Source organism: Chitinophaga sancti, assembly GCF_034087045.1.
Classification (GTDB): domain Bacteria; phylum Bacteroidota; class Bacteroidia; order Chitinophagales; family Chitinophagaceae; genus Chitinophaga; species Chitinophaga sancti_B.
This window is the reverse complement of the sequence record NZ_CP139247.1, coordinates 1081338-1106105: the sequence shown is the minus strand read 5'-3', so window position 1 is coordinate 1106105 and position 24768 is coordinate 1081338. Positions and strand designations below refer to the sequence as shown.

General features: G+C 45.3%; 24 protein-coding genes and 1 riboswitch. Of the genes, 8 read left to right on the top strand and 16 right to left on the bottom strand.

What is annotated here, in order from left to right:
• Positions 1–47 precede the first annotated feature (47 nt).
• On the bottom strand, positions 48–200 hold the full coding sequence (locus tag SIO70_RS04545) for a lmo0937 family membrane protein (protein WP_143708779.1): 153 nt from the start codon (positions 198–200) through the stop codon (positions 48–50).
• Between the two features lie 317 nt (positions 201–517).
• On the opposite strand from SIO70_RS04545, the gene SIO70_RS04540 reads away from it, so the two are divergent.
• Complete coding sequence (locus tag SIO70_RS04540; RefSeq protein ID WP_320579791.1) at positions 518–979, top strand: PA2169 family four-helix-bundle protein; 462 nt, start codon at positions 518–520, stop codon at positions 977–979.
• Positions 980–1191: 212 nt separating this feature from the next.
• On the opposite strand, the gene thiH is transcribed toward SIO70_RS04540, so the two are convergent.
• The 6 genes from thiH to thiS all read right to left on the bottom strand — a co-directional run bounded on the left by thiH (position 1192) and on the right by thiS (position 6241).
• Entirely contained in the window at positions 1192–2301 is a 1110-nt protein-coding gene (gene thiH / locus SIO70_RS04535; protein ID WP_320579789.1) for a 2-iminoacetate synthase ThiH, read from the bottom strand.
• A gap of 2 nt (positions 2302–2303) precedes the next feature.
• Positions 2304–3071 (bottom strand): thiazole synthase, encoded by a 768-nt coding sequence (locus SIO70_RS04530; protein ID WP_320579788.1) that lies wholly within the window; start codon positions 3069–3071, stop codon positions 2304–2306.
• Positions 3049–3708: a thiamine phosphate synthase gene (locus SIO70_RS04525; protein WP_320579786.1), complete on the bottom strand. Its 660-nt coding sequence runs from the start codon at positions 3706–3708 to the stop codon at positions 3049–3051. The genes SIO70_RS04530 and SIO70_RS04525 overlap by 23 nt, the downstream gene beginning before the upstream one ends.
• Positions 3678–4295 carry a thiamine phosphate synthase gene (locus tag SIO70_RS04520; RefSeq protein WP_320579785.1) on the bottom strand — a complete coding sequence of 206 codons (618 nt, stop codon included), beginning with the start codon at positions 4293–4295 and terminating at the stop codon, positions 3678–3680. The genes SIO70_RS04525 and SIO70_RS04520 overlap by 31 nt, the downstream gene beginning before the upstream one ends.
• Before the next feature lie 58 nt (positions 4296–4353).
• Positions 4354–5955, bottom strand: coding sequence for a phosphomethylpyrimidine synthase ThiC (gene thiC, locus SIO70_RS04515; RefSeq protein WP_414017906.1), 1602 nt, complete (start codon positions 5953–5955; stop codon positions 4354–4356).
• Between the two features lie 82 nt (positions 5956–6037).
• On the bottom strand, positions 6038–6241 hold the full coding sequence (gene thiS / locus SIO70_RS04510; protein ID WP_320579782.1) for a sulfur carrier protein ThiS: 204 nt from the start codon (positions 6239–6241) through the stop codon (positions 6038–6040).
• An 86-nt stretch (positions 6242–6327) separates the two neighbouring features.
• Positions 6328–6435, bottom strand: a riboswitch (TPP riboswitch).
• Between the two features lie 36 nt (positions 6436–6471).
• Here thiS and SIO70_RS04505 point away from each other — a divergent pair.
• Entirely contained in the window at positions 6472–6987 is a 516-nt protein-coding gene (locus SIO70_RS04505; protein ID WP_320579781.1) for a lipocalin family protein, read from the top strand.
• A 26-nt stretch (positions 6988–7013) separates the two neighbouring features.
• Here SIO70_RS04505 and SIO70_RS04500 read toward each other — a convergent pair whose 3' ends face one another.
• The 3 genes from SIO70_RS04500 to dnaN form a co-directional block, all read right to left on the bottom strand.
• Positions 7014–7274 (bottom strand): hypothetical protein, encoded by a 261-nt coding sequence (locus tag SIO70_RS04500; RefSeq protein WP_083721991.1) that lies wholly within the window; start codon positions 7272–7274, stop codon positions 7014–7016.
• 4 nt (positions 7275–7278) lie between these two features.
• Positions 7279–8085: a sterol desaturase family protein gene (locus tag SIO70_RS04495; RefSeq protein ID WP_320579780.1), complete on the bottom strand. Its 807-nt coding sequence runs from the start codon at positions 8083–8085 to the stop codon at positions 7279–7281.
• 251 nt (positions 8086–8336) lie between these two features.
• Positions 8337–9455, bottom strand: a complete 1119-nt coding sequence (dnaN, locus tag SIO70_RS04490; RefSeq protein WP_320579779.1) for a DNA polymerase III subunit beta — start codon at positions 9453–9455, stop codon at positions 8337–8339.
• A 390-nt stretch (positions 9456–9845) separates the two neighbouring features.
• Here dnaN and SIO70_RS04485 point away from each other — a divergent pair, with 390 nt between their 5' ends.
• On the top strand, positions 9846–11105 hold the full coding sequence (locus tag SIO70_RS04485; protein ID WP_320579778.1) for a pyridoxal phosphate-dependent aminotransferase: 1260 nt from the start codon (positions 9846–9848) through the stop codon (positions 11103–11105).
• Between the two features lie 151 nt (positions 11106–11256).
• On the opposite strand, the gene SIO70_RS04480 is transcribed toward SIO70_RS04485, so the two are convergent.
• A complete protein-coding gene (locus tag SIO70_RS04480) occupies positions 11257–11760 on the bottom strand; it encodes a hypothetical protein (RefSeq protein ID WP_320579777.1) in 504 nt (167 codons plus the stop codon).
• 300 nt (positions 11761–12060) lie between these two features.
• Between SIO70_RS04480 and SIO70_RS04475 the strand changes: the two genes are divergently transcribed.
• From SIO70_RS04475 to SIO70_RS04455, 5 genes are read left to right on the top strand one after another with little or no spacing between them, the layout of a single operon-like run.
• Positions 12061–12666 (top strand): TetR/AcrR family transcriptional regulator, encoded by a 606-nt coding sequence (locus SIO70_RS04475; RefSeq protein WP_320579776.1) that lies wholly within the window; start codon positions 12061–12063, stop codon positions 12664–12666.
• A gap of 28 nt (positions 12667–12694) precedes the next feature.
• On the top strand, positions 12695–13306 hold the full coding sequence (locus tag SIO70_RS04470) for a TetR/AcrR family transcriptional regulator (protein ID WP_320579775.1): 612 nt from the start codon (positions 12695–12697) through the stop codon (positions 13304–13306).
• 43 nt (positions 13307–13349) lie between these two features.
• On the top strand, positions 13350–14705 hold the full coding sequence (locus SIO70_RS04465; RefSeq protein ID WP_320579774.1) for a TolC family protein: 1356 nt from the start codon (positions 13350–13352) through the stop codon (positions 14703–14705).
• Between the two features lie 37 nt (positions 14706–14742).
• Complete coding sequence (locus tag SIO70_RS04460) at positions 14743–15816, top strand: efflux RND transporter periplasmic adaptor subunit (RefSeq protein ID WP_320579773.1); 1074 nt, start codon at positions 14743–14745, stop codon at positions 15814–15816.
• 30 nt (positions 15817–15846) lie between these two features.
• A complete protein-coding gene (locus SIO70_RS04455) occupies positions 15847–19026 on the top strand; it encodes an efflux RND transporter permease subunit (protein WP_320579772.1) in 3180 nt (1059 codons plus the stop codon).
• 170 nt (positions 19027–19196) lie between these two features.
• Here SIO70_RS04455 and SIO70_RS04450 read toward each other — a convergent pair whose 3' ends face one another.
• The 5 genes from SIO70_RS04450 to SIO70_RS04430 all read right to left on the bottom strand — a co-directional run bounded on the left by SIO70_RS04450 (position 19197) and on the right by SIO70_RS04430 (position 24659).
• Complete coding sequence (locus SIO70_RS04450) at positions 19197–20780, bottom strand: transferase (RefSeq protein ID WP_320579771.1); 1584 nt, start codon at positions 20778–20780, stop codon at positions 19197–19199.
• Positions 20781–21045: 265 nt separating this feature from the next.
• Positions 21046–22461 (bottom strand): nicotinate phosphoribosyltransferase, encoded by a 1416-nt coding sequence (locus tag SIO70_RS04445; RefSeq protein ID WP_320579770.1) that lies wholly within the window; start codon positions 22459–22461, stop codon positions 21046–21048.
• 11 nt (positions 22462–22472) lie between these two features.
• Positions 22473–23384 carry an NUDIX domain-containing protein gene (locus SIO70_RS04440; protein ID WP_083722003.1) on the bottom strand — a complete coding sequence of 304 codons (912 nt, stop codon included), beginning with the start codon at positions 23382–23384 and terminating at the stop codon, positions 22473–22475.
• Positions 23385–23556: 172 nt separating this feature from the next.
• Positions 23557–24243, bottom strand: coding sequence for an NUDIX hydrolase (locus SIO70_RS04435; RefSeq protein WP_083722004.1), 687 nt, complete (start codon positions 24241–24243; stop codon positions 23557–23559).
• A 14-nt stretch (positions 24244–24257) separates the two neighbouring features.
• Positions 24258–24659: a hypothetical protein gene (locus tag SIO70_RS04430; protein WP_320579768.1), complete on the bottom strand. Its 402-nt coding sequence runs from the start codon at positions 24657–24659 to the stop codon at positions 24258–24260.
• Positions 24660–24768: the final 109 nt, after the last annotated feature.

The window sequence follows — 24768 nt, the reverse complement described above, 5'->3', positions numbered from 1 at the left end:
TAAAGTCGGCTGTGTCAATGAAATTTCTTATTCTGAGGTAGTCTGTTTTAAACAGCTCTACCGCGTATTATATTTACGAGGATAGCAATAATTGCTAATACCAGCAAAGTGTGAATTAAACTACCTGCGGAGTAAACAAACACGCCCAAAACCCATCCGATGATCAGAATAATCGCGATTAAATAAAGTAAGCCGTTCATATCAAAAAGATTTGGTTATCTTAAGGAATAGAAATTTTATGCCAGTTAAGCAGCTCTGCTTTGAGAAGTGCTTCTGACAGCGGTGTAAACCGTTTTAGCACCCCGGAATCCTTATACATACTGCATTTGCGACCAAAAGGCTTTGTAGAACATATTCCCCGGAGGGAGGTAAAATGTACGCTACTGATAAGTGCTTTCCGTCGGCAGTAAGTATATTCATTGCGGGCCAGCCAATAAACCACGGTATCTGAAAAGGCTGGTAACATTTTTGAAACTAAAGAACACAACCATCTTCATTCATTTTTAAAACTATCATCATGCAATTGAACGAGAAATTGATAGAAGCCCTGAATGATCTGACCCGGATCAATAATGACAGAGTAGAGGGATATCGTAAAGCCATTGATCAGACAGATGATGCCGACCTGAAAGCACTGTTCCAGAGAATGAAAGAAGAAAGCATTACATATATAGATCAACTGAATAATATATTGAAGGATGGTGGCGCGGAACCTACGCACAATACTACTATTTATGGTAAGCTGTACAGAACCTGGATGGATGTGAAAGCTACTTTTTCAGGGCATGACAGGCATTCTATCCTGTCTGCATGTGAGTATGGGGAAGATGCTACGCAGCGGACTTATGAGGATGTGTTGGGCTCCAGCATCTCCATGCCATACAGCATTCGGGATTTGGTGGCAAATCAGCGCAGAGCGCTGAAGAGTGCTCATGATACTGTGAGAACGTATCGGGATCTGGAAAAAGTTGTTCACTGAACATGTTGTTTATTATAAGCCTGGCTGTTCTTTTTGTTCAAAATGAAGCGTAATGCTGTTGTTCATTATGGGCAACTTACATTTGAATTCAAAGATTAAGCGGCTACTTATATTTATAAGTAACAAATTTCAGTAATGGATTTAGGTAAAAATAACAGTCCCGCCAGCTGGTGGGACTGTTGTATTTTTTCGGTGGGCTTAGAATTGCGATTCTAAAAAGCTTTATCCCAATCTTTCCAGACTGCCTCATAGCCATTTGCCTGTAGCATAGCAGCAATTTCAAAAGGGCTTCGTTCATCCGAAATCTCAAACTGCTCCAATGAATCCGCATCTATCGTATACCCTCCCGGGTTTGTACGCGACCCCGCACTCATTGTAGTTATACCCAACTGAATTACATGATCTCTGAATCGCGGAGACTCGCGGGTAGAAAGACTCAACTCTACCTCTGGTGATAATAAGCGATAAGCGCAGATCAATTGTACCAGTTCCCTGTCATTCATGACCGTCTTTGGCATCAAGCCGCCGGCACAAGGACGTAGACGCGGAAATGAAAGACTGTACCGGGTTTGCCAATAAGTCTTTTCTAAATATTGCAAATGCAAAGCAGTGAAGAAACTATCCGTACGCCAGTCTTCCAAACCAATTAATACTCCCAATCCTATCTTGTGAATACCCGCTTTGCCCAGGCGATCAGGAGTATCAAGCCGATAGTTGAAATTAGATTTCCGTCCTTTGGGATGATGCAATTTATAATCTGCTTCATGGTAAGTTTCCTGGTAGACCAATACACTATGCAAGCCCAGTGGAATCAGCGCTTCATAATCTGACTGATCCATGGGTTGTACTTCCATAGAAATATTGGCAAAGTGAGGCCTGATCAGTTCTAGCATTTCCCTGAAATAGGGAAGCCCAACTGTTTGCTGCGCTTCGCCTGTTACCAGTAATACATGGTCGTATCCCATGTCTTTTATTGCCTTTACTTCTGCCAGCACCTCTCCCCTGTTCAGCGTTTTGCGGGCAATCTTATTGTCAAGACTAAAACCGCAATATGTACAAATGTTCTGACATTCATTGCTCAGATAAAGTGGAATATACAATTGCATCGTATTGCCAAACCGCTGCCTGGTGAGCTGCTGACTTAAAGCCGCCATATCCGCGAGATAAGGCGTAGCCGCTGGTGATATCAATGCTTTGAAATCTTCAAGCGTACGTCGGCTGCTATGCAAAGCCTGTTCCACATCTACAGCTGTTTTTGCATAGATACCTGCTTTGACCTGCTCCCAATCATATTGGGAAAAGAGTGATTTAAAATCTGCCATACTTATACTTCATCTAAGAATCCAATAAGAGGGCTGGAAGCTACTGCCTGTTTATATATGGGGGCCAATCCAGCTTCATATGCCTGTCTGCCTGCCACTACTGCCGTTGCAAATGCCTGCGCCATTGCTACCGGATCTTTTGCCACTGCAATGGCAGTATTGACCAGTACGGCATCAGCACCCATTTCCATCGCCTTCGCAGCATCGGACGGACTGCCAATACCGGCATCAACTACGACAGGGATATTGCTCTGCTCAATGATGATTTCAAGGAAATCCGCCGTGCGTAAGCCTTTGTTACTACCAATGGGAGCACCTAAAGGCATGACTGCCGCTACCCCTACCTGTTCTAACCGCTTACATAATACAGGATCTGCATGTACATATGGCAAAACCACAAAACCCAGTTTTACCAGTTCTTCTGCAGCTTTCAATGTCTCAATAGGATCCGGCATCAGGTATCGGGGATCAGGATGGATTTCTAATTTGACCCAGTTTGTTTCCAGTGCTTCGCGGGCAAGTTGTGCAGCATATACTGCTTCATGGGCCGTACGCACACCAGAGGTGTTAGGCATTAACTTAAAAGCCTGCAAATGACGAAGCATATTATCACCTATATCATGGATATCGACTCTCTTAAGTGCCACTGTCACCAGTTGTGTAGCAGCTGCCAACAGTGCCTGTTCCATTATCTGTAGAGAAGCAAACTTTCCCGTGCCTGAAAACAACCGGGAGGTAAATGTATGATCAGCTATTTTCAATGCCTGCATGTGTGATGGTTTGATAAAGTGTAGATAATAACTGCCGCTTATCGGGCGCGTGTGTAATAAGGCCACTCACGGCAATGCCCTGAATACCTGTACTGAACAGGTCAGGAACATCTTCCCGCTCAATACCGCCAATGGCGATAACTGGTATGCGAACCGACAATTGAGACAGGATATTGCGAATACCTTCCAGTCCTAAAACCGGACTCAGGTTTTGCTTCGTTTTCGTAAAACGATAAGGTCCCACGCCTACATAATCGGCGCCATCTGCTACATGCCGCATGATGTCTTGAAGGGTATTGGCTGTGCCACCCACAATTTTATGTGGGCCAACTATCCGACGTGCGGCGGCGACCGTCATATCCTCTTTACCCACGTGTGTGCCGTGTGCACCCACTAATGCTGCAATGTCAGGATGATCATTAATAATAAGTGTAGCATTATGTGCATCACATACTTCTTTCGCCAGTGCGGCTGTTGCTGTAATGGTAGGAACATCCGCATGCTTCATGCGCAATTGTATCCATTTACAGCCTGCTTCGCAAGCCATGCGTATATTGTCAAGATGTGAGTAGGTGTCAGTCTGCTGTGAAATGTACTGAATAGAAATCATGATGAGCTGAATGAATTGCCTGACCATGCATCACGGATACTGATAAAGTTCCGTACTGCACGTTCCGGATGTTGCCAGATGGCGCCATGCAGGGCAATGCCATCAAATAGCATATGGCGGGCTTTGTCAGCAGTATGCTGATTAATGCCTCCCAACGCAAGTACATTGCCTGCATAGCCATCTTTGTCCAACCGGAAGTTGGTGTCAAACGCGGCTTTATATCCGGTTTTGGAAATACTATCAAACACCGGGCTTATGAGCACCTGATTCCAGATATTACTCACTACCTGTAAGGTCATCACACTATGAATACTTGTGCTGAGCATGCAACCTAACTGCTGGAAGCGAAGCAGTTCTTCCTGGGAGACAGATCCCCTGATGGCCTCCCCAAAATGTATCCCTAACAGGCCATAGCGCTCACATAAAGCAGGATGATCGGCTATGATGAGGTGAGGGTAACAGGATGGATTTGCTTCGAGCAACAACATCTCGTAATCCGCCTCCTGCCAGCCTGGTTTACGTACCAGTATACTATCGGCGCCTGCCTGCAACAATTGTAACCAGAGTGTAGGTTCGTGATTGATCTTGCCAGTATGTGTGATGATCTGTATCAAAGTATTGGAGTTTGATTAAATGGTTCCAAAACTGTACCGCAATTGTATAACAGTCAGATTATGAATATATAGTGCTGCCTTGTTCGCGAAATTCCGTTGACTTTTCTGCCATGCCTGCTTCCCTTATTTCCTGTGTTATTTTCATAGAGCAGAAGTGTGGTCCGCACATAGAACAGAAGTGAGCTACCTTGGCCCCTTCTGCAGGCAGGGTTTCGTCATGATAAGAACGGGCCGTGTCAGGATCAAGTGCAAGATTAAACTGATCTTCCCAGCGGAATTCGAAGCGGGCTTTGCTGAGTGCATTGTCCCTGTGTTGAGCACCCGGATGACCTTTGGCCAGGTCGGCAGCATGTGCAGCTATTTTGTAGGTAATTACACCTTGTCGTACATCTTCTTTGTTGGGTAGGCCCAGGTGTTCCTTAGGTGTGACGTAACAGAGCATAGCCGTACCAAACCAACCGATCATGGCAGCGCCGATGGCAGAAGTGATATGATCATAGCCGGGAGCGATATCAGTCGTCAATGGGCCTAGTGTATAGAAAGGTGCTTCGTGGCAATGTTCCAGTTGCTTATCCATGTTCTCTTTGATCAGGTGCATGGGTACATGGCCGGGGCCTTCGATCATGACCTGAACATCGTGTTTCCAGGCGATTTTAGTGAGTTCGCCCAGGGTTTCCAGTTCAGCGAACTGCGCGGCATCGTTGGCATCTGCAATACTACCGGGACGTAAGCCATCGCCTAATGAGAAAGAGACGTCATAGATTTTCATGATTTCACAGATCTCTTCAAAGTGGGTGTAGAGGAAGTTTTCCTGGTGGTGTGCCAGACACCATTTGGCCATGATAGACCCCCCGCGCGAAACGATGCCCGTCATACGATTGGCGGTGAGTGGAATGTAGCGTAGCAGTACACCGGCATGGATGGTGAAATAGTCTACACCCTGTTCTGCCTGTTCGATGATGGTATCACGATATATCTCCCAGGTAAGGTCTTCAGCTTTACCATTTACTTTTTCCAATGCCTGGTAAATGGGTACAGTGCCGATAGGTACAGGTGAGTTGCGCAGGATCCATTCACGTGTTTCATGAATGTTTTTGCCGGTGCTGAGATCCATAATGGTATCGGCGCCCCAGCGGCAGGCCCACACTGCTTTTTCCACTTCTTCTTCGATGCTGGAAGTGACGGCGGAGTTACCGATATTGGCATTGATCTTTACCAAAAAATTACGGCCAATAATCATTGGTTCGCACTCGGTATGATTGATATTGGCAGGGATGATAGCTCTGCCTGCGGCTACTTCCTGTCTGATAAATTCAGGTGTGATGTGTTGTTGGGCGGCACCCTGGTTTTCGCGGATAGCGATGTATTCCATTTCGGGTGTGATGATCCCTTTGCGTGCATAGTGCAGCTGTGTGGCGTTTTTTTGCGGTGCCCATGCTGCGCGCAGTTTTGGCAGCCCTTTGCGTACATCAATCTCAATAGCCGGATCGGTGTAAGGGCCACTGGTATCGTATACAATGAGTGGTTCGTTAGGTGTGGTTTCTCCTTTACTACCATACAGTCGGGTAGGTGTTAGCGTTATCTCTCTCATAGCAACGCCGTTAATGTAGATTTTCCTGGATGCGGGTAGTGGATTGCGTGAAATGTTTTCGATTTTCATACAACAAATAAGATGGGTGAAGAAATAAGAAGTCCTGCTGCGAGGGGATGCCCTGCAGTGCACAAAAAATTAAATGAAAAAATTAACCTCCCTGTGTAGCGCGGATGATAGTAATACTATCTGCGGTTTGCAAGATGTGTTGCGGCCATGCGGGTTTAGGTATTACCTCCCTGTTGATAGCCACGGCCAGTCCTTTGTCGGATGGTAGTTGAATAAACTGTAAGAGGGCAGCGATGGTTGTTCCCTGCTGCACCGCATAAAGTTTATTGTTTACAGTCACTTCCATGAATGCATGAATTAAGGTGAAACAATAAACTTTAAGGATGGTAGAAGATGTGAGGATTCAGGTTACTTATATCTACAGCAAAAGAAGCTGTATCAAGTACTTTTCCCTACGGCAGTATGAGCTGCGTCAGGTACTGAGGGTCTCATCTCAGCTTTCCGGGTATGGTGGCCTGGAAAACACCCCTAAAGTGAAGCATAAAGGTAGGGGAAAAAGTCCATATCTTTGAGCGTATGAAAAATAGCATGCTGCTGGTGAGTTTTATCACCATCTTTTCATTTGCCTGTCATCACTCGCGTAAGCCTGGGAAAGAGGAGGCTGTTATGGATACCCCGGTATATGCGCCTGCAATGGATACAGTGCCTTCTATTGTAGAAGACTCAACTGTTACCGTAGTAGCAGATACCATAGTAATCGACACGGCAAAACTGATTGGGAAGTGGTTGCAGCCTGTAACGGGGAAGGACAATGAGTGGCAGGGTATGGAATTGAAGAAAAACAGGAAAGCGATTGCGATCAATATGTACTCGCTGGTGTATGAAAAATGGGCGTTACAACATGATACATTATTACTGTGGAATCATGCAGAAGGGGTGAAATCATCGGATAGTACAAGAACCATAGATACTGTAATAATCAGAGACCTTACGGATACTTCACTGGTCTTGTTTCCTGTGAAGGCCGCAGAGGGATACCTGGAAAAATACAGGAAAGAAACAGGAGGGAAAAAAGTGAAGTCACGTAAGTAAGTTCACTCCTCTCCCTCCGGAGTGAATCAGCTATACATTTGCCATAAGGTAACTGCGAGGGCAACAACGGCCATGAATATACCGGCGGTAGCGACCTGCATATCATCAATATTCTTACGGGCTTTTATATCTGAGAGTCCACCCATGATGATGGCTGCAATAGCAAAGACAAGACCTGTTTCTGGGTTTCTTGCCACGAATGCATACACAGCGGAAGATACGCCTGCGAACAGGGAAATGTAGCAGGCAACTTTAGTGGACGTGGACGAAGTGGTGTGCTGTTGCATATATTTATTGATTTAAAGGTTTGTCGAATGGTGCTTTTAGTAGTGCCCCTATCTGCTGATACCTTTCGTCCTGGTATTCATCCAGTCCATACTTCAGAGAAGTGGTATCATTTACCTTCTTAAACGTGCCAAAGAGGCGGTCCCAAATTGAAAAAATATTAGCGTAATTAGTGTCCGTTTCCGGTTGTAAATGGCTGTGGTGTACCTTATGCATGTCTGGCGATACGATGATCCAGCTCAGGGCATTATCCAGCCATTTAGGGAGGTGGATATTAGCATGGTTGAACTGGGACATGAATGCAGAGATGGTTTGGTACAGGAATACCATCCAGATGGGGATACCCATGGTGATGACAGCGACAAAGAGAGCGATGACGCGGAAGATGCTTTCTATGGGGTGGTGCCGGAGGGCGGTGGTGGCATCTACAGCGGTGTCGATGTGGTGGATCTTATGGAAGTGCCACATCCAGGCTATTTTGTGCTGGATCAGGTGAACGAGGTAGGCTCCGATCAGGTCCATCATAAGGATGGCGAGAATGGCATGGAGCCAGTTAGGTAACGGTACAAGGTAAAGAAGGCCAAAATGGTTGTTGGTGGTAAATGTACATGCTTTTACGATGAGGAAGGCGAGGGCAAAGTTTACGACGGCGGTGGTAAGGGTGAAGAAGAGGTTTGTGCCGGCGTGGCGGTAGCGGTTTGATTTGAAATAAAGTCTGGGAAAGGCGCCTTCAAAAACCCAAAGAAGGACCAGGCCACCAACGAGTATTGCGGTGCGGTAGTAAGAAGGAATGTTATTGAAGAACGATTCCATACACGGGAATTTATTTATGGGACAATGGATGTATTAAATTACGGAAAATTTGGGGAATAAAAAGGCTGAAAGTGGCTGTGGGCCAATAAATTAGGCAGACTTATGTGGGTGATTGGGTTATGTATTAAAAGAAAATATTCATCAAGCAAAAAAGTCACTCCTGCCGAAGGCGGGAGTGACTTTTTTGTGGGTGTCTTTTTGGGTGCGGCGTGCATGCCGCACCCAAAAAGACGAAGAAATGTAATGAAGAATTAGTTATTCAGCATCAGCGGCATTACCAGCATCAGCAGATCCTCATTCTCTTCTTTTTCAGAAGGTTTCAGGATACCTGCTTTGGTGGGTGTAGACAGCTCGATTGTAATTTCATCACCTTCTGCAGCATTCAGCATTTCAATGAGGAATTTCGCATTGAATGCAATCTGCATATCATCGCCGGTGTAGGAGCAGTTCATACGCTCATTACCTTCGAAAGAGAAATCCACATCCTGTGCAGAGAGTTGCAGTTCGCTACCAGTAATGCTCAGGGCAACCTGGTTGGTGCTCTTGTTTGCAAAAACACTTACACGTTTCAGGGCGTTCTGGAAATCGCTCTTTACCAGGGTAAGGCGATAAGGATTATCCTTTGGAATTACCACCTTGTAATCAGGGAAACGGGCATCGATCAGACGACAGATCATCTGAGCACCATCGTGTGTTACAAAGAAGTGATTCTGGCTATAAGCAATCTTGATTTCGCTATCATTGTCAGGCAGGGCTGATTTCAGCAGGTTCAAAGGCTTCTTAGGCACGATGAAAGTCTCTGCTTTAGGGCATTCCACACCAGTTCTTACATATTTCACCAGGCGGTGCGCATCGGTTGCTACAAAAGTCAGGCTGGTTGGTGTCAGTTCGAAGAACACGCCTGTCATAGCCGGGCGCAGGTCATCGTTACTTACGGCAAACAGGGTCTTGTTGATGGCTGTTACCAGTGCGGTAGAGGTCAATGTAAAGGAAGTGGTATCATCTGCTGCCGGTTCTTTCGGGAAATTTTCCGGGTTTTCACCCATCACCTTGTACTTACCGTTGTCCGATGTGATTTCAACCGCGTAGGAATTCAGGTCGATGTTGAAAGTAAGTGGCTGATCAGGCAGATTTTTCAGGGAGTCCATCAGGATTTTGGCCGGAATACAGATGCGGCCGGCTTCCTTGGCTTCTACCTCCAGCTTCACTTTCATAACAGTCTCCAGGTCTGTAGCCACTACTGTTAGTTCGTTCCTGTCAATGATGAATAGGAAATCTTCCAATATAGGCAATACCGTGTTGGAGTTGATAACCCCGCTGATCTGCTGTAATTGTTTTAACAAAGTAGAGGAAGAAACGATAAACTTCATGTTGATATGTTGTTATTATACTTACTAAGGAATTCCCGCTGTAAAGGCGGTGAGGTTATACAACCTGAGCAAACAAAGATAGAAAGAATTGTCAATCTACGAACAGCGTTAGAATCAGGCATTCTATAGCTTTTTTCCACATGAAACCTGCATGGGTATGTGGAAAAGACCTATGTCAATGTGTACTCTCCTATAAACCAGGCTACATTATAACAAAATGTTATGTTAGATAAAATGCCATAAAATGGCAGATTTATTGAATTAAATTAAAAATAACCGTTCAAATTTGGAATGTTGTAAAAAAATCAACCATTTGTTTTAAATGAGTTGCATATCCGTTAGCTTTGCGGGCGCAAAAAATCTATTAAACACTAAAAAATCTTTTGGGTTATGAAACTGTCTCATTTAGCCGAAACGTTGATCGGGTCTGAAATTATTAAGCTGGCCGGTGAGATAAAGGAGAAGCAGGCCAAGGGTGAGAAAATCTACAATTTTACGATTGGGGATTTTGACCCCAAAGTATTCCCCATTCCGGCTGAGTTTGAGCAAGAGATTATTACTGCCTACAAGGAAGGATTAACCAACTACCCACCGGCAGATGGTATCCTGGAACTGAGAAAGGCAGTAAGCGAGTTCATTGCCGAACATGAGCAGCTGACCTACGATCCTACCAAAGAGATCGTGATTTCATGTGGAGGTCGTCCTATCATTTATGCCACTTTCAGAACAATCCTGGACCGGGGTGAGAAGGTAGTTTATGCTACTCCATCCTGGAACAACAACCATTATACCCACTTCCTGGAGGCTGAACACGTAGTACTGGAAACTAAACCAGAAAACGACTTCATGCCGACTGCAGCTGAACTGAAACCGTTGCTGAAAGGTGCTACCCTGCTGGCGCTCTGCTCTCCGCAGAACCCAACCGGTACCGCTTTTGGCAAGCAACAGCTGGAAGAGATCTGCGACCTGGTAATTGCTGAAAACAAGAGCCGCGGCGCTGACGAGAAACCATTGTATATACTGTTCGATCAGATGTACTGGGTGCTCACTTTCGGTCAGACTCACCACCACACCCCTGTTGGTCTGCGTCCTGAACTGAGAGATTACACTATCTTCATCGATGGTATGAGTAAGGCTTTTGCCGCTACCGGTGTTAGAGTCGGTTGGGCGCTGGGCCCTGCACATGTAATAGGCAAGATGAAAGCCATCCTGTCTCACGTAGGTGCATGGAGCCCTATGGCAGAACAACATGCTGCTGCCCGCTACCTGCGTCGTAAAGGAGAGGTAAATACTTACCTGAAAAGCTTCAAAGCTGAAGTTGAAGAAAGACTCGAAAAGATCTATGAAGGTTTCGATGCACTGAAAAAAGCAGGTCACTCTGTAGAAGCAATTGCTCCTCAGGCTGCTATTTACCTGACCCTGAAAATCGATCTGAAAGGCAAGAAAACTGCTGATGGTACCGTACTGGAAGACCAGGCAGCGGTAACTTCTTACCTGCTGAACGAAGCGAAACTGGGGTTGGTTCCTTTCTATGCATTCGGTGCAAGCAAGCAATCTCCATGGTATCGCCTGAGCGTAGGTACCTGCGTAAAAGAAGAAATCCCAGCTATGCTGGCTACCCTGAAAGCGGCGCTCGAAAAACTGAGCTAAGCTGTCAGAAGATATTTTGAATGGCAAGCATTACAATCCAGAAGGCCGTCCTGCACCCAGTGGGACGGCTTTTCTTTTTATAAAAAAATAGCTTCCACCACTGGCGGAAGCTATTTTTTTGAGGGGGGATAAAAGGCCTTCCTTCGAATGATTAGTGACGGTCAGGACCCTGACGATCGTCTCTGTTGTTACGATTGTTACCTTTCTTACCGTTGTTCTTATGATCCTTCTGCCACTGTGAGTGCTGAGGATGACCCTTGCTTTCGAAATATTTTTCTTCCTTGCTGTCACGAATAGGACTCTGATCATGTTTACCCTTGTATCCACCATATTCCTGACGGTATTTGGCAGCATTCTGGTAAGGTCTTTTATCACCATTGATCACCACCTTGTGCGCGTTGTACAGGTCAACGTTACGGTACTTGGCAGGCAATTGTTTCGCTCTTACCCAGCTATTACCATTTGGATATACATATACCTTGTTTGGTACGTCATAATAGCAATCAATATCTGGCAGATAATAATAATCTACGTGGTCATACCCGGTAGGACCCCATGCTGGCTGTGCGCCAATATTGACAGAAACATTTACCTGGGCTTTACTCGCTACAGTGAATCCGATCACTGCTACAAAAAGGAAAATAAACTTTTTCATATAGATTGTATTTGCTGATGTAAAGGCAAAAGGAATGCCTATAGCGCATAAATTTCATTTTTTGAGATGTATAGTCGAAATGTGTCGGCTAAACCTGAAATTCTACTGATAAACACTCCCATACGATAAATTGCATATTATAATACTTATAACTTATTGAAATACATTTATGTTGACCCCATTCTAACTTTTTGACTTTTTAGTTCGAAAAGTTAATCAATTGTTAAATGACGTCTTTTCTTCTCTATTTGATTAAACTTTTCTACTTTTGACTTCGAAACTAAAAAAGTCAAAAAGTTAATGATCGCAGAAACCAAGGACGAAATGCGGGATAAGATCGTGGATGCAGCGTTAAAGAGATTCTCTAATTACACTGCTTCCAAGACTACCATGAATGAGATTGCGGACGATCTGCATTGTTCAAAGGCTTCCTTATATTATTATTTTTCCGACAAAAAGAGTCTGCACTTTGCCGTGCTCGAAAGGATCGGGGAGTTCTTTATGGCAGAGCAGGAAGCAGAAGCAGATAAAGATCTGCCTGCGGCCAGCATACTTACGAACCTCCTCGAAATAAAACGACAGTTTGTACTCAGGTACTGCCGCCTGGAAATGTTCAAGATCCTGAATGATAATAGTGCAGAGACCATCCGTGCTATGACCATCATGAAGGAAAGAGAACTGGCCATGATGACCCGGGTAATGGAAAAAGGTGTGGCAGCAGGCGACTTTAAGATCAAAAACATCAGCGAAACGGCCACCTTATATAGTCAGGCTATAGAAGGATTGCGCTTTTCGGCATTGGATTGCTTCAATCCAAAATTGGAAATAGAACCAGAAGAAGTAGAAAAGGTAATAGATAAACAGCGGTTACTCACCGAGATTTTTGTTAAAGGCATAAAGCAATGAGGTTACCATGGGCGTAAAAGAAAGGATAATGGAGACAGCGCTGAGGATGTTCCGTTTGTATGGCATCAAGAGCGTAACGATGTTTGACATTTCAAAAGAAACCGGCGTTTCTAAAAAGACGGTATACGAGCATTTTGAAGACAAGGAAGACCTGGTGCTGGAAGGCATGAAATTCGTACTTGACAGTCATATCGAGCATTTCCAGGACTTTCGCCAAAACTCCGCCAATGCCATTGAAGAGCTGATCAAAGAGCTGGAATACATGGAGATGATGGGCAAAACAATCAACCCCGTCATGCTGTACGAAATACAGAAATACCATCCGGCTATCTGGAAGCGAATCGAAGAATTTAAGAAGGATTGTGTACTGCATGGTATCAATGAGAATTTACAGCGTGGCATTGAAGAAGGGGTGTACAGAAGTGATCTGAATATGAACATCATCAGCCGTATGAGGCAGCTACAGCTTGAAACCGTATTCGATCCTGAACAATACCCTGTCATGCAGTTCGACATGCATGAAGTAATGGAACAACTAACGAAACATTTTATTCTGGGTGTAGCTACTCTTGAAGGAAGAAAACTGGCAGCACAATATTTACCTATACACGAAGAATCTACAACCGGCATCACTCATTAAAACCGAATCCGCCAACTAAAAAGTAATTCAAAGAAACATACGGATGAAAAAGATCATGTTTACACTTGTCCTCCTGGCGGGGATCAGGGCTTCCTATGCGCAATCCGCATTGACTTTACAGGACTGCCTGAAATATGCCCTCGCCAACAATCAGGCCCTGGCCCGCACCAGGCTTGAAGAAGATATGGGGAGGTTCAAGACCAGTGAAGTAAGAGGTCAGGCACTGCCGCAAGTCAATGCCAACGGAAGTTATACTAACAATATCAAGAAACAGGTATTACCTATTCCCGGTGAATTTGTCGGTGAACCAGGCAAAACCGTACTGCTTACCGCAGGTGTGACGCACAACCTTGTAGCATCAGGCTCTTTAACACAGGAAGTATATAACCAGTCTGTATTTACCGGTCTCAAAGCCGCAAAAGCAGGTGAAGAATACTACCGTATGCAAACCGCGCAGAGTGAAGAGACTGTGATCTACAACGTAACCAGCCTTTACTATGCAGCACTGGTAAGCCGTGAAAAAACTACTGTACTGGATGCAAATATTGACAAACTACAACAACTGGTAAACACTACTGCCACACAGGTTGAAAATGGCCTCGCCCGCAAAATAGACCTGGACAGAATGCGTGTAAACCTTACTAACTATAAAACACAGCGCATCAATGCGCAAAACCAATTCCTGATCCAGGCCAATCAGCTGAAAATGCAGATGGGTATGTCCATGAGCACACCGCTGGAACTGCCGGCTACCTCTTTCAAAGAGATCGAAAGCAAAACAGCGAATGCAGCCGATTTCGGAGGCGTGGCACTGGACAACAGGATTGAATATAAACTGCTGAGCAAGCAGGAAGAACTGCAAACCTATCAGAAGAAAGCTTACATCGCGCAGTTCTACCCTACCCTGCAGCTGGGTGGTAACTACTCTTACAATGGTATCAGCGATAAGTTCGATTTTCTTAAATCCAAATCAGGGGGCTCTACTTCCAGCTGGTACGATATGGCTTCTGTAAGCCTGACACTGAAGGTGCCTATCTTCGACGGTTTTGCACGTCGCTCAAGAGTAAGCCAGGCAAATGTGACACTGAAAGAACTGAGCAAGCAGAAAGAAGAAACTGCACTGGCACTGAACACACAGTTTGAAAATGCCAAACTGCAGGCCCAGAACAACCTGAGCACCATCCATGCACAAAAGGAAAACGTAGAACTGGCCAGTGAGGTGTATACCTCCACCCAGAACAACTACAACCTGGGACTGGCCAGCCTGACTGACCTGCTGGACTCAGAAACTTCGCTCACAGAAGCACAGAATAATTACAACGAAGCATTGTTGCAATATAAACTGGCTGAACTGGACATTATCAAATCCAACGGGAATCTTAAATCCCTGTTGAACTAACAAAATCACCTTCTTTAAAACTGTATACTGGACCTTTATGAAAAAAATTATTATCTGGAGCTTAGTGACCATCGCCGCTGTGGTATTGATCATGTGGAAACTAGGTGCCAATAAAAAAGCCAACGAAGCCAAAACTGAGTTTGTAAAAAAGAGTAACGCCGGTGAGATACCAGTACTGACTGAAAAGGTGAGTAAAGAAGATTTTTCACAGGGTTTCCTCGCAAACGGAAACTTTGAACCAGTACGTGAACTGGATTACCTGGCGGAGACTTCCGGCCGTATTACCAAACTGCTGGTAGACGAAGGTAGCGTGGTAAAACAAGGTCAGGTGATGGCCTATGTAGATGGTGAGATCCTGGGTACTGATCTGCAATCAGCCAAAGTAAATCTTGAACAACTGCGTGTAGATAAAGAAAGATATGAGGCTGCCTTTAAAACAGGTGGTGTGACAAAGAAACAAGTGGACGATGCCACCCTTCAGTATGAACTGGCACAAACCCGCTACACCGCTGCTACCCGCCGTGTGAGCGATACTTATATTAAAGCGCCGATATCAGGCATCATCAATAAGAAATATGTAGAACAGGGTGCTTACCTCTCTCCTGGCAACAAACTGTTCGACATCGTGGATGTAAGCCGTCTGAAACTCGCTGTATCCGTACCGGAAATACAGGTAGTAACCCTGAAAGAAGGCGACAAAGTAAATGTAACGACCAACGTATTCCCTGAAGTAAGCTATGAAGGTAAAATCACTTTCATCGCTGCCAAAGGTGATAATACCCTGAACTACCCTGTAGAAATGGAAGTAACTAACATCAGCGGCAAGCAACTGCGTGCCGGTATGTTTGGTACCGCTCATTTCGATATTAAAAATGCTGCGCCTATGATCCTGGTTCCACGCACCTCTTTTGTAGGTGGTGTAAACAGCAACCAGGTGTATGTATTTGATAACAATACAGCTAAACTGCGTAAAGTAGTAGCAGGCCGCATTTTCGGTGACAGGGTAGAAATAAGGGAAGGACTGAATGAAGGTGAAACGGTGATCACTGCCGGTCAGATCAACCTGACAGATGGTGCTAAGGTAACTGTGCAACAACAGGCGAAAGGATAATCAGGACATTCCGGGTAAAAAAAGAAAATAATGAAGATTACAGAAATATCCATCAAGCGGCCTACTATCGTAGTCGTGGTATTCACCATCCTTACTTTGCTGGGGGTGATGAGTTATCAGTCACTCAACTACGAGTTGTTGCCTAAGTTTAGTCAACCGGTGGTAACTATTGCTACCGTATATCCCGGTGCTTCGCCTAAAGAGGTGGAAAGCACAATCACCAAGAAGATTGAGGATGCGGTGGCTTCTATGGAGAAGATCAAAAAGATCATTTCCAAATCCAACGAAAGCTTATCTACTGTAAGTGTACAGTTGAATAATGATGCGAATGTAGATATTGCCCTGCAGGATGCACAGCGTAAAGTAAACGCTGTACTGTCTGATCTGCCTTCTGATGCAAAGACGCCATCACTGACTAAGTTTTCCCTGGATGACTTACCTATCATGACATTGTCTGCTACTGCTGATATGGATAGCAAGCAGTTTTATGACCTGGTAGATAAAAAGATTCAGCCATTGCTGTCCCGTTTGGGTGGTGTGGCCCAGGTTTCAGTGATTGGTGGTCAGGAAAGAGAGATACAGATCAATGTAGACCCTCATAAGCTGGAAGCTTATAAAATGTCCATCAATACAGTACGTTCTGTAGTAACGAATGCGAACCTCGACTTCCCTACCGGTAAGGTAAAGACACTCGATCAGCAGATCCTGATCCGCCTGGCTGGTAAATATAAAGATGTGGATCAGTTGCGCAACCTGGTACTCAGCACAAGCGATGATGGTACACAGATCAGACTGAAAGATATTGCTGATGTGCAGGATGCACAGAAAGACGTAGACCGCATAGCACGTGTAGATGGTACAAGCGCGATTGCATTGATGGTGCAGAAACAATCTGATGCGAATGCTGTAACAGTGAGTGAGGAAATGAAGAAAGCGATTGCAGAGATTGAGCATGATTATGCATCTTTTCACCTGAAGATATTTATTGCGAATGACTCTTCCGACTTTACGCTGGAATCTGCTGACTCCGTGATTCATGACCTGATAATCGCGATCCTGCTGGTGGCTGCGGTGATGCTGTTGTTCCTGCACAGTATTCGGAGTGCGATCTTCGTAATGATTTCTATTCCTGCATCATTGGTAGCGACCTTCATTGGAATGAAGCTGATGGGGTTCTCTCTGAACCTGATGTCACTGCTGGGTTTATCGCTGGTGGTAGGCATCCTGGTGGATGATGCGATCGTGGTGCTGGAGAATATATACCGTCACATGGAGATGGGTAAAAACAGGGTAAGAGCGGCCTTTGACGGGGTGAAAGAAATCGGTTTTACCGTTACTTCCATTACCCTGGTAATCGTGGTAGTATTCCTGCCGATTTCTCTGACGAATGAAATGGTATCGCAGATTGTGCGTCAGTTCTGTGTGGTGGTGATGATCTCTACCATGTTGAGTTTATTGTCTTCCTTCATGATCGTGCCGCTGTTATCTTCCCGCTTTGGTAAGCTGGAACACATCACAGGTAAGAACTGGTTTGAGAAATTCATTCTGTGGTTTGAGCGTCAGCTGACATCCTTTACAGAGTGGATGACAGGTATATTGAAATGGGCGCTGAACCATAAGCGCTGGACGATTCTGGCAGCGATTGTATTGCTGGTAGCTTCTTTCAGCCTGGTAGTGAATGGTTATATCGGTGGTGAATTTATCCCGAAAGGTGACCGCGGACAGTTTATCGTAGTGTTAGAGATGCCAAAAGATGCATCTGTAGAACAGAGTAATCAGGCTACCCGCAAGGCGGAAGCTTTACTCTCCAAACAGAAAGAAGTAACCCGTTTGATTACGACAGTAGGTCAGACGAGTGAGGATGGGTTTGGTACTTCGCAGTCTACCGCCTATAAATCAGAGATCACTGTGATGATGGTAGATGCTAAAGAGCGCGCGGTAAGTGCAGATATCTATGCGGCGCAAATGAAAGTTGAGTTACGTAAGATACTGCCGGGTGTAAAAGTAAAAACCATGGATGTGAGCATCCTGGGTACTGCGGAATCCGCACCGATTGAACTGGTGGTAATGGGTTCCGAACTGGATAGTGCCATGGTGTTTGCAAAAGAGGCGATGGCAGTGTTGAAGAAAATAGATGGTACCAGTGATGCAAAGCTCTCTGTAGAAGAAGGTAACCCGGAAATCAACGTAGCGGTGGATCGTGATAAGATGTCTGCGTTGGGATTGACACTGGAAAATGTGGGTGGTACTATGCAAACCGCTTTTAGTGGTACTGCTGATGATAGTAAGATTAAGTTCAGACAAGGGGATTATGAGTATGATATCAATATCCGCTTTGATGATTTTGATAGGAAGAATCTGACGGATGTATCAAATATTCAGTTTGTAAATAACAAAGGACAACTCGTCAAATTATCTCAGTTCGCTACCGTTTCTGAAGGTTCTGGTCCAAGCCAGTTGGAGAGAAGAGATAAGAATACATCAGTATCTGTAAAATCCCAGGTGATTGGTGTGCCATCAGGTACGGTGCAGGCAGAATTTGCCAAAAAGATTGAGCCACTGCGCAAGCCGGTGGGTGTAAGCTACCTGTGGGCGGGTGATGCAGAGAATCAGGGTGATTCATTTGGTACGATGGGTGCGGCATTGCTGATCTCTATTGTGATGGTATACCTGATCATGGTGGCGCTGTATGACAACTATATTTATCCATTCGTGGTGTTGTTCTCTATTCCGCTGGCGATTATTGGAGCCCTGCTGGCCCTGGCGCTGACGAATAATACGCTGAACATCTTTACCATCCTGGGTATGATTATGTTGATTGGCCTGGTGGCGAAGAACGCGATTATCCTTGTGGACTTTACGAACCAGATGAAAGAGCAGGGTCAGTCTACGAATGAGGCGCTGATTCATGCGAACAATGCGCGTCTGCGTCCGATCCTGATGACGACGATTGCGATGGTGATTGGTATGTTGCCGATTGCGTTGGCAACGGGTGGGGTATCTGCAACGAAGAATGGTTTGGCGTGGGTGATCATTGGAGGCCTGATCAGTTCTATGTTCCTGACATTGATTGTAGTACCGGTTGTGTACAAGATTGTGGATGGTTTTATGGACAGGTTTGGATGGAATAAGCCTTCTGCAAAGCGACTGATCAGACAAAGACTGGTGGCGCCTTATGCAGCAGAGATTGAGGAGGCATCATTGAATTAGAAAAAAGATATTTAAGATACGTTACAAACACAGTGTAACAGTTGTAGGTTTAAGAAGTGGCCGGAGTAGTCGTACTCCGGCCTTTTTGTTTTTAGTCCCAAAAATGCTTTTACCTTCGGCGAAAGCGATTTTTTTGCGGAGGCTTGTTGATAGCCTGCGGCCGGCTTAAATTATTTTCTTGCTAAGAGCAGCATATGTGATACAGGAAAAGGTATCTCCTGTAAAAGATCTTCTTCCTGCCTGAAAAGTTTTGTTTTCCCTTCCAACCTGTTTTCTACAATCCATTCATTCCTATATGGCTTAGACAATCTGTCTACTCTGAAGCCGGCAGTTTCCAGCTCTTTTTGCCAGTCCGCAAAACTCCAGAAACAGAAGGTTTCGTGCATTTCACTCAACCAGTTATCAGTATAATCTTTTGTAAAGAGGAACTCACAGGCATCCTGCATACGCAGGCGGCAATAGGTTTGCCCACCGATGGTGACCCATTCATAAGCCAGTTTATAATCTTCCTGGTGGCGGAAATCCTGGGCAAAGCGAATGAACTTAGCCCGGGTAGAGAGTTTCTCCAATGCAGCAGCCAGTTCCTGATTGTCGGTGATACCTTGTGCAGGAAGTTTGTTTTCACCATCTGTATGATCCAGCCAGAGTAACACAATTTCGTCTTTGTTCTCAGGCCCTACCACATCCCTGTTGATCCATACACCACCGGGAGCCAGCTCCTGGTAACGGTTGGCGATGAAATCACGCAGGTCCTGCTCACTGCCATAAGAGGCAATTTCGTGGGTAAGCGAAGAGGTATGAATGGTATTCATACTACTTGCATCGAAGACAAGACTAGTCACTGCATTCTTCTGGGAGAAGAAGACGGATGGATTCGCGAAATCGCCATTGTGTTTACGCTGGTAGCATATTTCAAAGAGATGACGGGACACTTCGATACCATAGAAATCACATTCATGGAGGCGATCATCTTCGCAGCCCATTTTGATCCATGATCCGGCTGCACAGCCAATATCACCGATGTTGCCGGGTTGTATATAGGGAGCTGTCTCCTGGTATTTCAGGGCAGCAATGTCGTCCATTTGTTTTACATAGGCGTTGTAATCGCGGGTAGCGGTGAGGTCACCATCCGCTCCGATGATAGGATCTTTGAGAATGTGCTGCACCTTCTCCCCTATCTTGTACTGCTTCCAGATCTTGAAAGAGGCAGGATGGATGAGATCCAATACCGTTCTATCCTTTTGCCAGTCCGGAGATTGGGCTATGAGGCGAACAATGTCCCACGGCAACGGATGTTCCAGGTTGCCGGTGGTGATATCCAGTTCCGCAGGCAATACTTTGTACCCAAGAGAAGTGTACATATCCTTTACCGGCGTACTGCAAATGACCACGGTATTTTCCGGCGTGAGCTGGTGTAATCCTTCGCTGCTATGACGGATACTCTTGAGGGTATAGCCTGCAAAGTCATTGATCTCGCCCACATCGTCTATTCCATATACAAACACTGGGATATCCAGGTAACTGGAAAACTCCTGGATGATCATGGAGCGGAGATAGAAAGGAACCGGGTTACGCTTTGTACCCAGGTGATTGGCGGAAGTAACGGCAAATATAACCGCTGTGATAGCGGAAGCTGGCATAGCCTGGCCCTGAACATCCTGCTCTCCTTCCAGTTGGTTCTGCAATAATCTGTGCAGGTACTTGAACTGAAAGTCTGACAATAGGTGATGTCTACCCGGAATTAGTAAAAACATGGTGGGAAATTACAAAACAGTGAGTATTTACACAAGACACCCTCCCTCTTACACAGGCAAGAGAGAGGGTGTTAAGAAGGTCAACAGCCGGCTTTTTTTGCAGTAACGCCTCCATGCTGGAGTATAACTATTTGTAAAGCCGGCTTAGGTGCGATGTTGTACCAGCTCTGTATAGAAGCGTTTCTTTTTGCTAGGGACGAGGCCTGCGGCGGGCATTTCAGGAATTGCCGCAGGCCGTATGAAGAGACAAACAATAGATGAAAGGTCAGATCTGTGCTCTGGTCTTGATATCGTTAAATGTATATGAAGTTTTTATTTCTCCATTTTCAAACACGGTAACCAATTCATCTTTAAGGCCGGCAGACTCACTTTCGGGGATGGTGACAAAGGCGCCATCTTTTTTTACTAATACCTGTTTGCCGGATTTGGATTTCTTGAAAGATACACGGGTGTTACCGTTAGCATCCAGTTCCAAAGGGTTTTTCTGTACATTGATGCCCTTCCCATTTACCACTGCGTAAGCGCATTTTAAAGCGTATTCCTGTGTATCTCTGTTCACTCTTTGTAACAGTGCTCCACCCATACCCAATACCAGGTTTTCGGCGCTGATACCAGCATTCTTCAATGCTTCGTAGATGGTGGGGATAGAAGAATAGCTAATGCCATCACCCTGGATGACACGTACCTGCGGAGGCAATACTTTGTAACCTTTTTCATTGATCGTATAGCCGAATTTTTCGGTGAGTACTTCGAATACTTTCAACAGGGTTGCAACAGCATCGCCGCTATCAGGGCGGATCACCAATGTACCTTCTCTTTGCAGGATCTGTTCTTTCAATTCAGTGCCCCAGTATTCTTCACAGGCTCTGATAATGTTGTAAGAATCAGATACGCAGGCAATAGTGCCGATTGGGAAACTATCCAGAACATGTTTGAAGATCTCCTTTTCTCCCGGTTCACCTAACAAGGTCATGATAGAGTGTTCTGTAGCAGGAATAGAGAGGCCGGGAGCGGTAGGTGCTTTGTAATATCTTTTGGCAAATGTAGAACCGATGATGGTATCGCTACCTGCAAAGTTGATCAGGTGTGCACTACCACCCCATCCTGCGCTTTCTACAGAGCTGGCGCCACGGAAGCCGAAGTCATTCAGCACGAAGTCGATACCTGCGAAAGATGCGGGGCTGGCGGTTTCATCGTAATATTTCTTTACGACTTTTTTGATTTCACGACTCATGGTAGCAACGGTACTTGGGTACCACACCTGCATAAGCAGTGTTTCGAGGAAGTTGGTGAGCCAGAAGCAATTTGGATCGGTGTTTTCGATAGTCATCAGTACATTGTGTGTAGCGGTGACGGTACCTTCCGGAACGGCTTTGATTCTTATTGGCAGGCGACCGCCATGTTGCTCGATGATATATTCAAATTTGGTGCGATCGAATATATCGTTGCGACCAAATACTTCATTCAATTCAATTTCTGCTTCGTCAATTTTTTCTTTGGTGATCACTACGCCTTGCAGGTATTCCATGAGCAGGTATTGGAGACCGTAGAATACAGTTTCGTTGAACTTGCCGCCCCGGCTTTCAAGGTAGGAGTAGATATATTCAGTACCGGGTATGTACAGTTTGTGGTGAGAGTATTTATAGGCGTCGGCTAAGAGTATGAGGTTTTCCTTTGTCATGATTCTTTGATTTAGGCGTTAGCAGAATATTTATCAGCAAGTTTTTCCAGTAATGGGATGTGTACAGGTTGGATGTCACCGTTAGCGATCATTTCACTGAGCTTGTTAACCGGTACCCAGCGCAGGGCGGCGATATCGTCTGCAGCAATGGGTTCTCCGAATATCAGGTCAGTACTGAATAAGGTCGTAATGATCTTGTCTACTTCGGAGCGGTAGCGCCAGTCGTCCATCTGCATGGAGAGTTCGTATTGCATAGGGCTGGTTTCCAGTTGACCACATTCTTCCTGCAATTCGCGGCGGGCGGCGGCATCAAAGTTTTGATCTTCAGGATCTGTGAAACCACCGGGCAGGCGCCAGGCATGTTCGGCAGGTTTGCGACCCAGTAACAATTCTGTGCGATTGTGTCTGAATACGGCGATATCTACGGTTGGATATACTTTCGGAAACTGATTGTATGTATTGTAGATAATGCCGGCTCTGAATTCTTCAGTATCAAACACTTTGTCAGACACTGCTTCGCGCAGGGCGGTAGCATTGTAGTCCTTTACAGGAGGCAGGTCATTGGTTGGATATCGGCCACCGTAGTAAGGGATGAAACTATCCCGGCTGCCGTACAGCACGAATGATTCGTGGGGGAAGTTAGTCGAAAGCAATTCATCCAGTTTGGATGACCATACTTTATCATCGGCCTGATCGCTCAGCGGGAGGATGATAATATCGGAGAAGAGTTGTTTGATCATTCTTTCCCTGGTATAATAATCCAGCGGATGCTTGCGGCTACCTTTCACCGGGCTTACGCCGAGTACGATGATAAGGCGGTTATGCTTTTGCTTTACCTGCCGGATCAGTTCCAGGTGACCTTCGTGAAGGCTGGGTGTCTGAAAGCGGGCGATGATTACTCCTGTCGGTTTTAGCGTTGTCATATACCAGTGTTTTGTGTAACTTCTACACAAATATAAAAGGGTTCTTTTATATACGCAAAATATTTTTGGTGAAATGTACACAAATATAGTTTACGTATTGATTATCAATGATAAAAAAATCCCCCTCCTTTTTTACAGGTAGGGGGATATAAAGAATGTCATTTATGATCCATTAGATTTCGAACATAATTCCTTCCTGCTTCAATTGAAAATACCGTTCTTCATTGAAACTGTACAACTTGGCGGGTCTGCCTGCGGAGGGATGTTTTAGTTTTTCATTATGTTCCATTAATATCCCAAAGTGATTCATTTTCTTCTGGAAGTTACGTCTGTCTATGGGGCGGTCCAGAACAGTTTCATATAGTTTTTCCAGGTCAGAAATAGGAAACTTCTTATCCAGCAATTCGAAGCCGATAGGTTCGTACCGGATTTTGTTACGCAATCTTTTGACAGCGGTAGATACGATTTCGCCGTGGTCAAACGCCAATGCGGGTAAATGTTTTATATCGAACCAGCGGGCATCTTCAGCATCTGAGCTGGCCGCCAGCTTGAAGTTAGTAGGATTGACGAGTCCGAAGAAGGCGATGGAAATAATCCTGCCACGGGGATCGCGTTCTGGTCTGCCGAAGGTATACAGCTGTTCCAGGTAGTTGATATGCACACCGGCTTCGGTGAGCAGTTCGCGTGTTACGGCGTCTTCCAGTGTTTCGCCATTCAGCACGAAGCCACCGGGTAGTGCCCAGTCGTGAATAAAAGGGTCTATTGTCCGCTTGATCAGCAATACGGAAATGCTTCCTTTGGCAGTGTAACCAAATACAACTGCATCAACACAAAGGCGTATGTCTTGTCTAGGTCCCAAATGATGTAAGAGGGTTATTTAATATAATTGGTCACCTGCGTGCTATCTTTTTTCAGGTTGATGAACAGCGGGCTTTTCTGCGGGTCAAATGCGATGATCGTATTTGACTGCCAGGCATCTTCAGGCGCCGGTAGTTCGAGCATAACTTCCAATCCGTTTGCACGGCGGAAGAGGAGGCTGTCTTTGGTGACGAGGTGTTTTTTGAACCCATGTCTTTCCAGTATGCGGGCCATTTCTTCCTGACGCAGTAAGACGATATTGGTAAGGGAGTCACTACTCACTGGTTGGGCATTGCGTAGCACATAGCTTTTCTCGGTCACGACGTCGTAAGCTGAGGCATCCCGGTTATCGTTACGCGACTGATTACACGAAAAGAAGATGGTGGCTACCGTAAATATCAACAAAACAGGCTTCATATCACGATATTGAAGCTGCAAGATACCGGATTTAGAAAAAATAGCACAAAAAACGCTTTTGCCGTATGGCAAAAGCGTTTTTTGTGCGTGCGTATGCGTCTTCTGTGGT

Bases quoted from the DNA above. Each gene is read 5' to 3' on its own strand.
- SIO70_RS04545 (WP_143708779.1), bottom strand. From the start codon at position 200: ATGAACGGCTTACTTTATTTAATCGCGATTATTCTGATCATCGGATGG.
- SIO70_RS04540 (WP_320579791.1), top strand. From the start codon at position 518: ATGCAATTGAACGAGAAATTGATAGAAGCCCTGAATGATCTGACCCGG.
- thiH (WP_320579789.1), bottom strand. From the start codon at position 2,301: ATGGCAGATTTTAAATCACTCTTTTCCCAATATGATTGGGAGCAGGTC.
- SIO70_RS04530 (WP_320579788.1), bottom strand. From the start codon at position 3,071: ATGCAGGCATTGAAAATAGCTGATCATACATTTACCTCCCGGTTGTTT.
- SIO70_RS04525 (WP_320579786.1), bottom strand. From the start codon at position 3,708: ATGGTCAGGCAATTCATTCAGCTCATCATGATTTCTATTCAGTACATT.
- thiC (WP_414017906.1), bottom strand. From the start codon at position 5,955: ATGAAAATCGAAAACATTTCACGCAATCCACTACCCGCATCCAGGAAA.
- thiS (WP_320579782.1), bottom strand. From the start codon at position 6,241: ATGGAAGTGACTGTAAACAATAAACTTTATGCGGTGCAGCAGGGAACA.
- SIO70_RS04505 (WP_320579781.1), top strand. From the start codon at position 6,472: ATGAAAAATAGCATGCTGCTGGTGAGTTTTATCACCATCTTTTCATTT.
- SIO70_RS04500 (WP_083721991.1), bottom strand. From the start codon at position 7,274: ATGCAACAGCACACCACTTCGTCCACGTCCACTAAAGTTGCCTGCTAC.
- SIO70_RS04495 (WP_320579780.1), bottom strand. From the start codon at position 8,085: ATGGAATCGTTCTTCAATAACATTCCTTCTTACTACCGCACCGCAATA.
- dnaN (WP_320579779.1), bottom strand. From the start codon at position 9,455: ATGAAGTTTATCGTTTCTTCCTCTACTTTGTTAAAACAATTACAGCAG.
- SIO70_RS04485 (WP_320579778.1), top strand. From the start codon at position 9,846: ATGAAACTGTCTCATTTAGCCGAAACGTTGATCGGGTCTGAAATTATT.
- SIO70_RS04480 (WP_320579777.1), bottom strand. From the start codon at position 11,760: ATGAAAAAGTTTATTTTCCTTTTTGTAGCAGTGATCGGATTCACTGTA.
- SIO70_RS04475 (WP_320579776.1), top strand. From the start codon at position 12,061: ATGATCGCAGAAACCAAGGACGAAATGCGGGATAAGATCGTGGATGCA.
- SIO70_RS04470 (WP_320579775.1), top strand. From the start codon at position 12,695: ATGGAGACAGCGCTGAGGATGTTCCGTTTGTATGGCATCAAGAGCGTA.
- SIO70_RS04465 (WP_320579774.1), top strand. From the start codon at position 13,350: ATGAAAAAGATCATGTTTACACTTGTCCTCCTGGCGGGGATCAGGGCT.
- SIO70_RS04460 (WP_320579773.1), top strand. From the start codon at position 14,743: ATGAAAAAAATTATTATCTGGAGCTTAGTGACCATCGCCGCTGTGGTA.
- SIO70_RS04455 (WP_320579772.1), top strand. From the start codon at position 15,847: ATGAAGATTACAGAAATATCCATCAAGCGGCCTACTATCGTAGTCGTG.
- SIO70_RS04450 (WP_320579771.1), bottom strand. From the start codon at position 20,780: ATGTTTTTACTAATTCCGGGTAGACATCACCTATTGTCAGACTTTCAG.
- SIO70_RS04445 (WP_320579770.1), bottom strand. From the start codon at position 22,461: ATGACAAAGGAAAACCTCATACTCTTAGCCGACGCCTATAAATACTCT.
- SIO70_RS04440 (WP_083722003.1), bottom strand. From the start codon at position 23,384: ATGACAACGCTAAAACCGACAGGAGTAATCATCGCCCGCTTTCAGACA.
- SIO70_RS04430 (WP_320579768.1), bottom strand. From the start codon at position 24,659: ATGAAGCCTGTTTTGTTGATATTTACGGTAGCCACCATCTTCTTTTCG.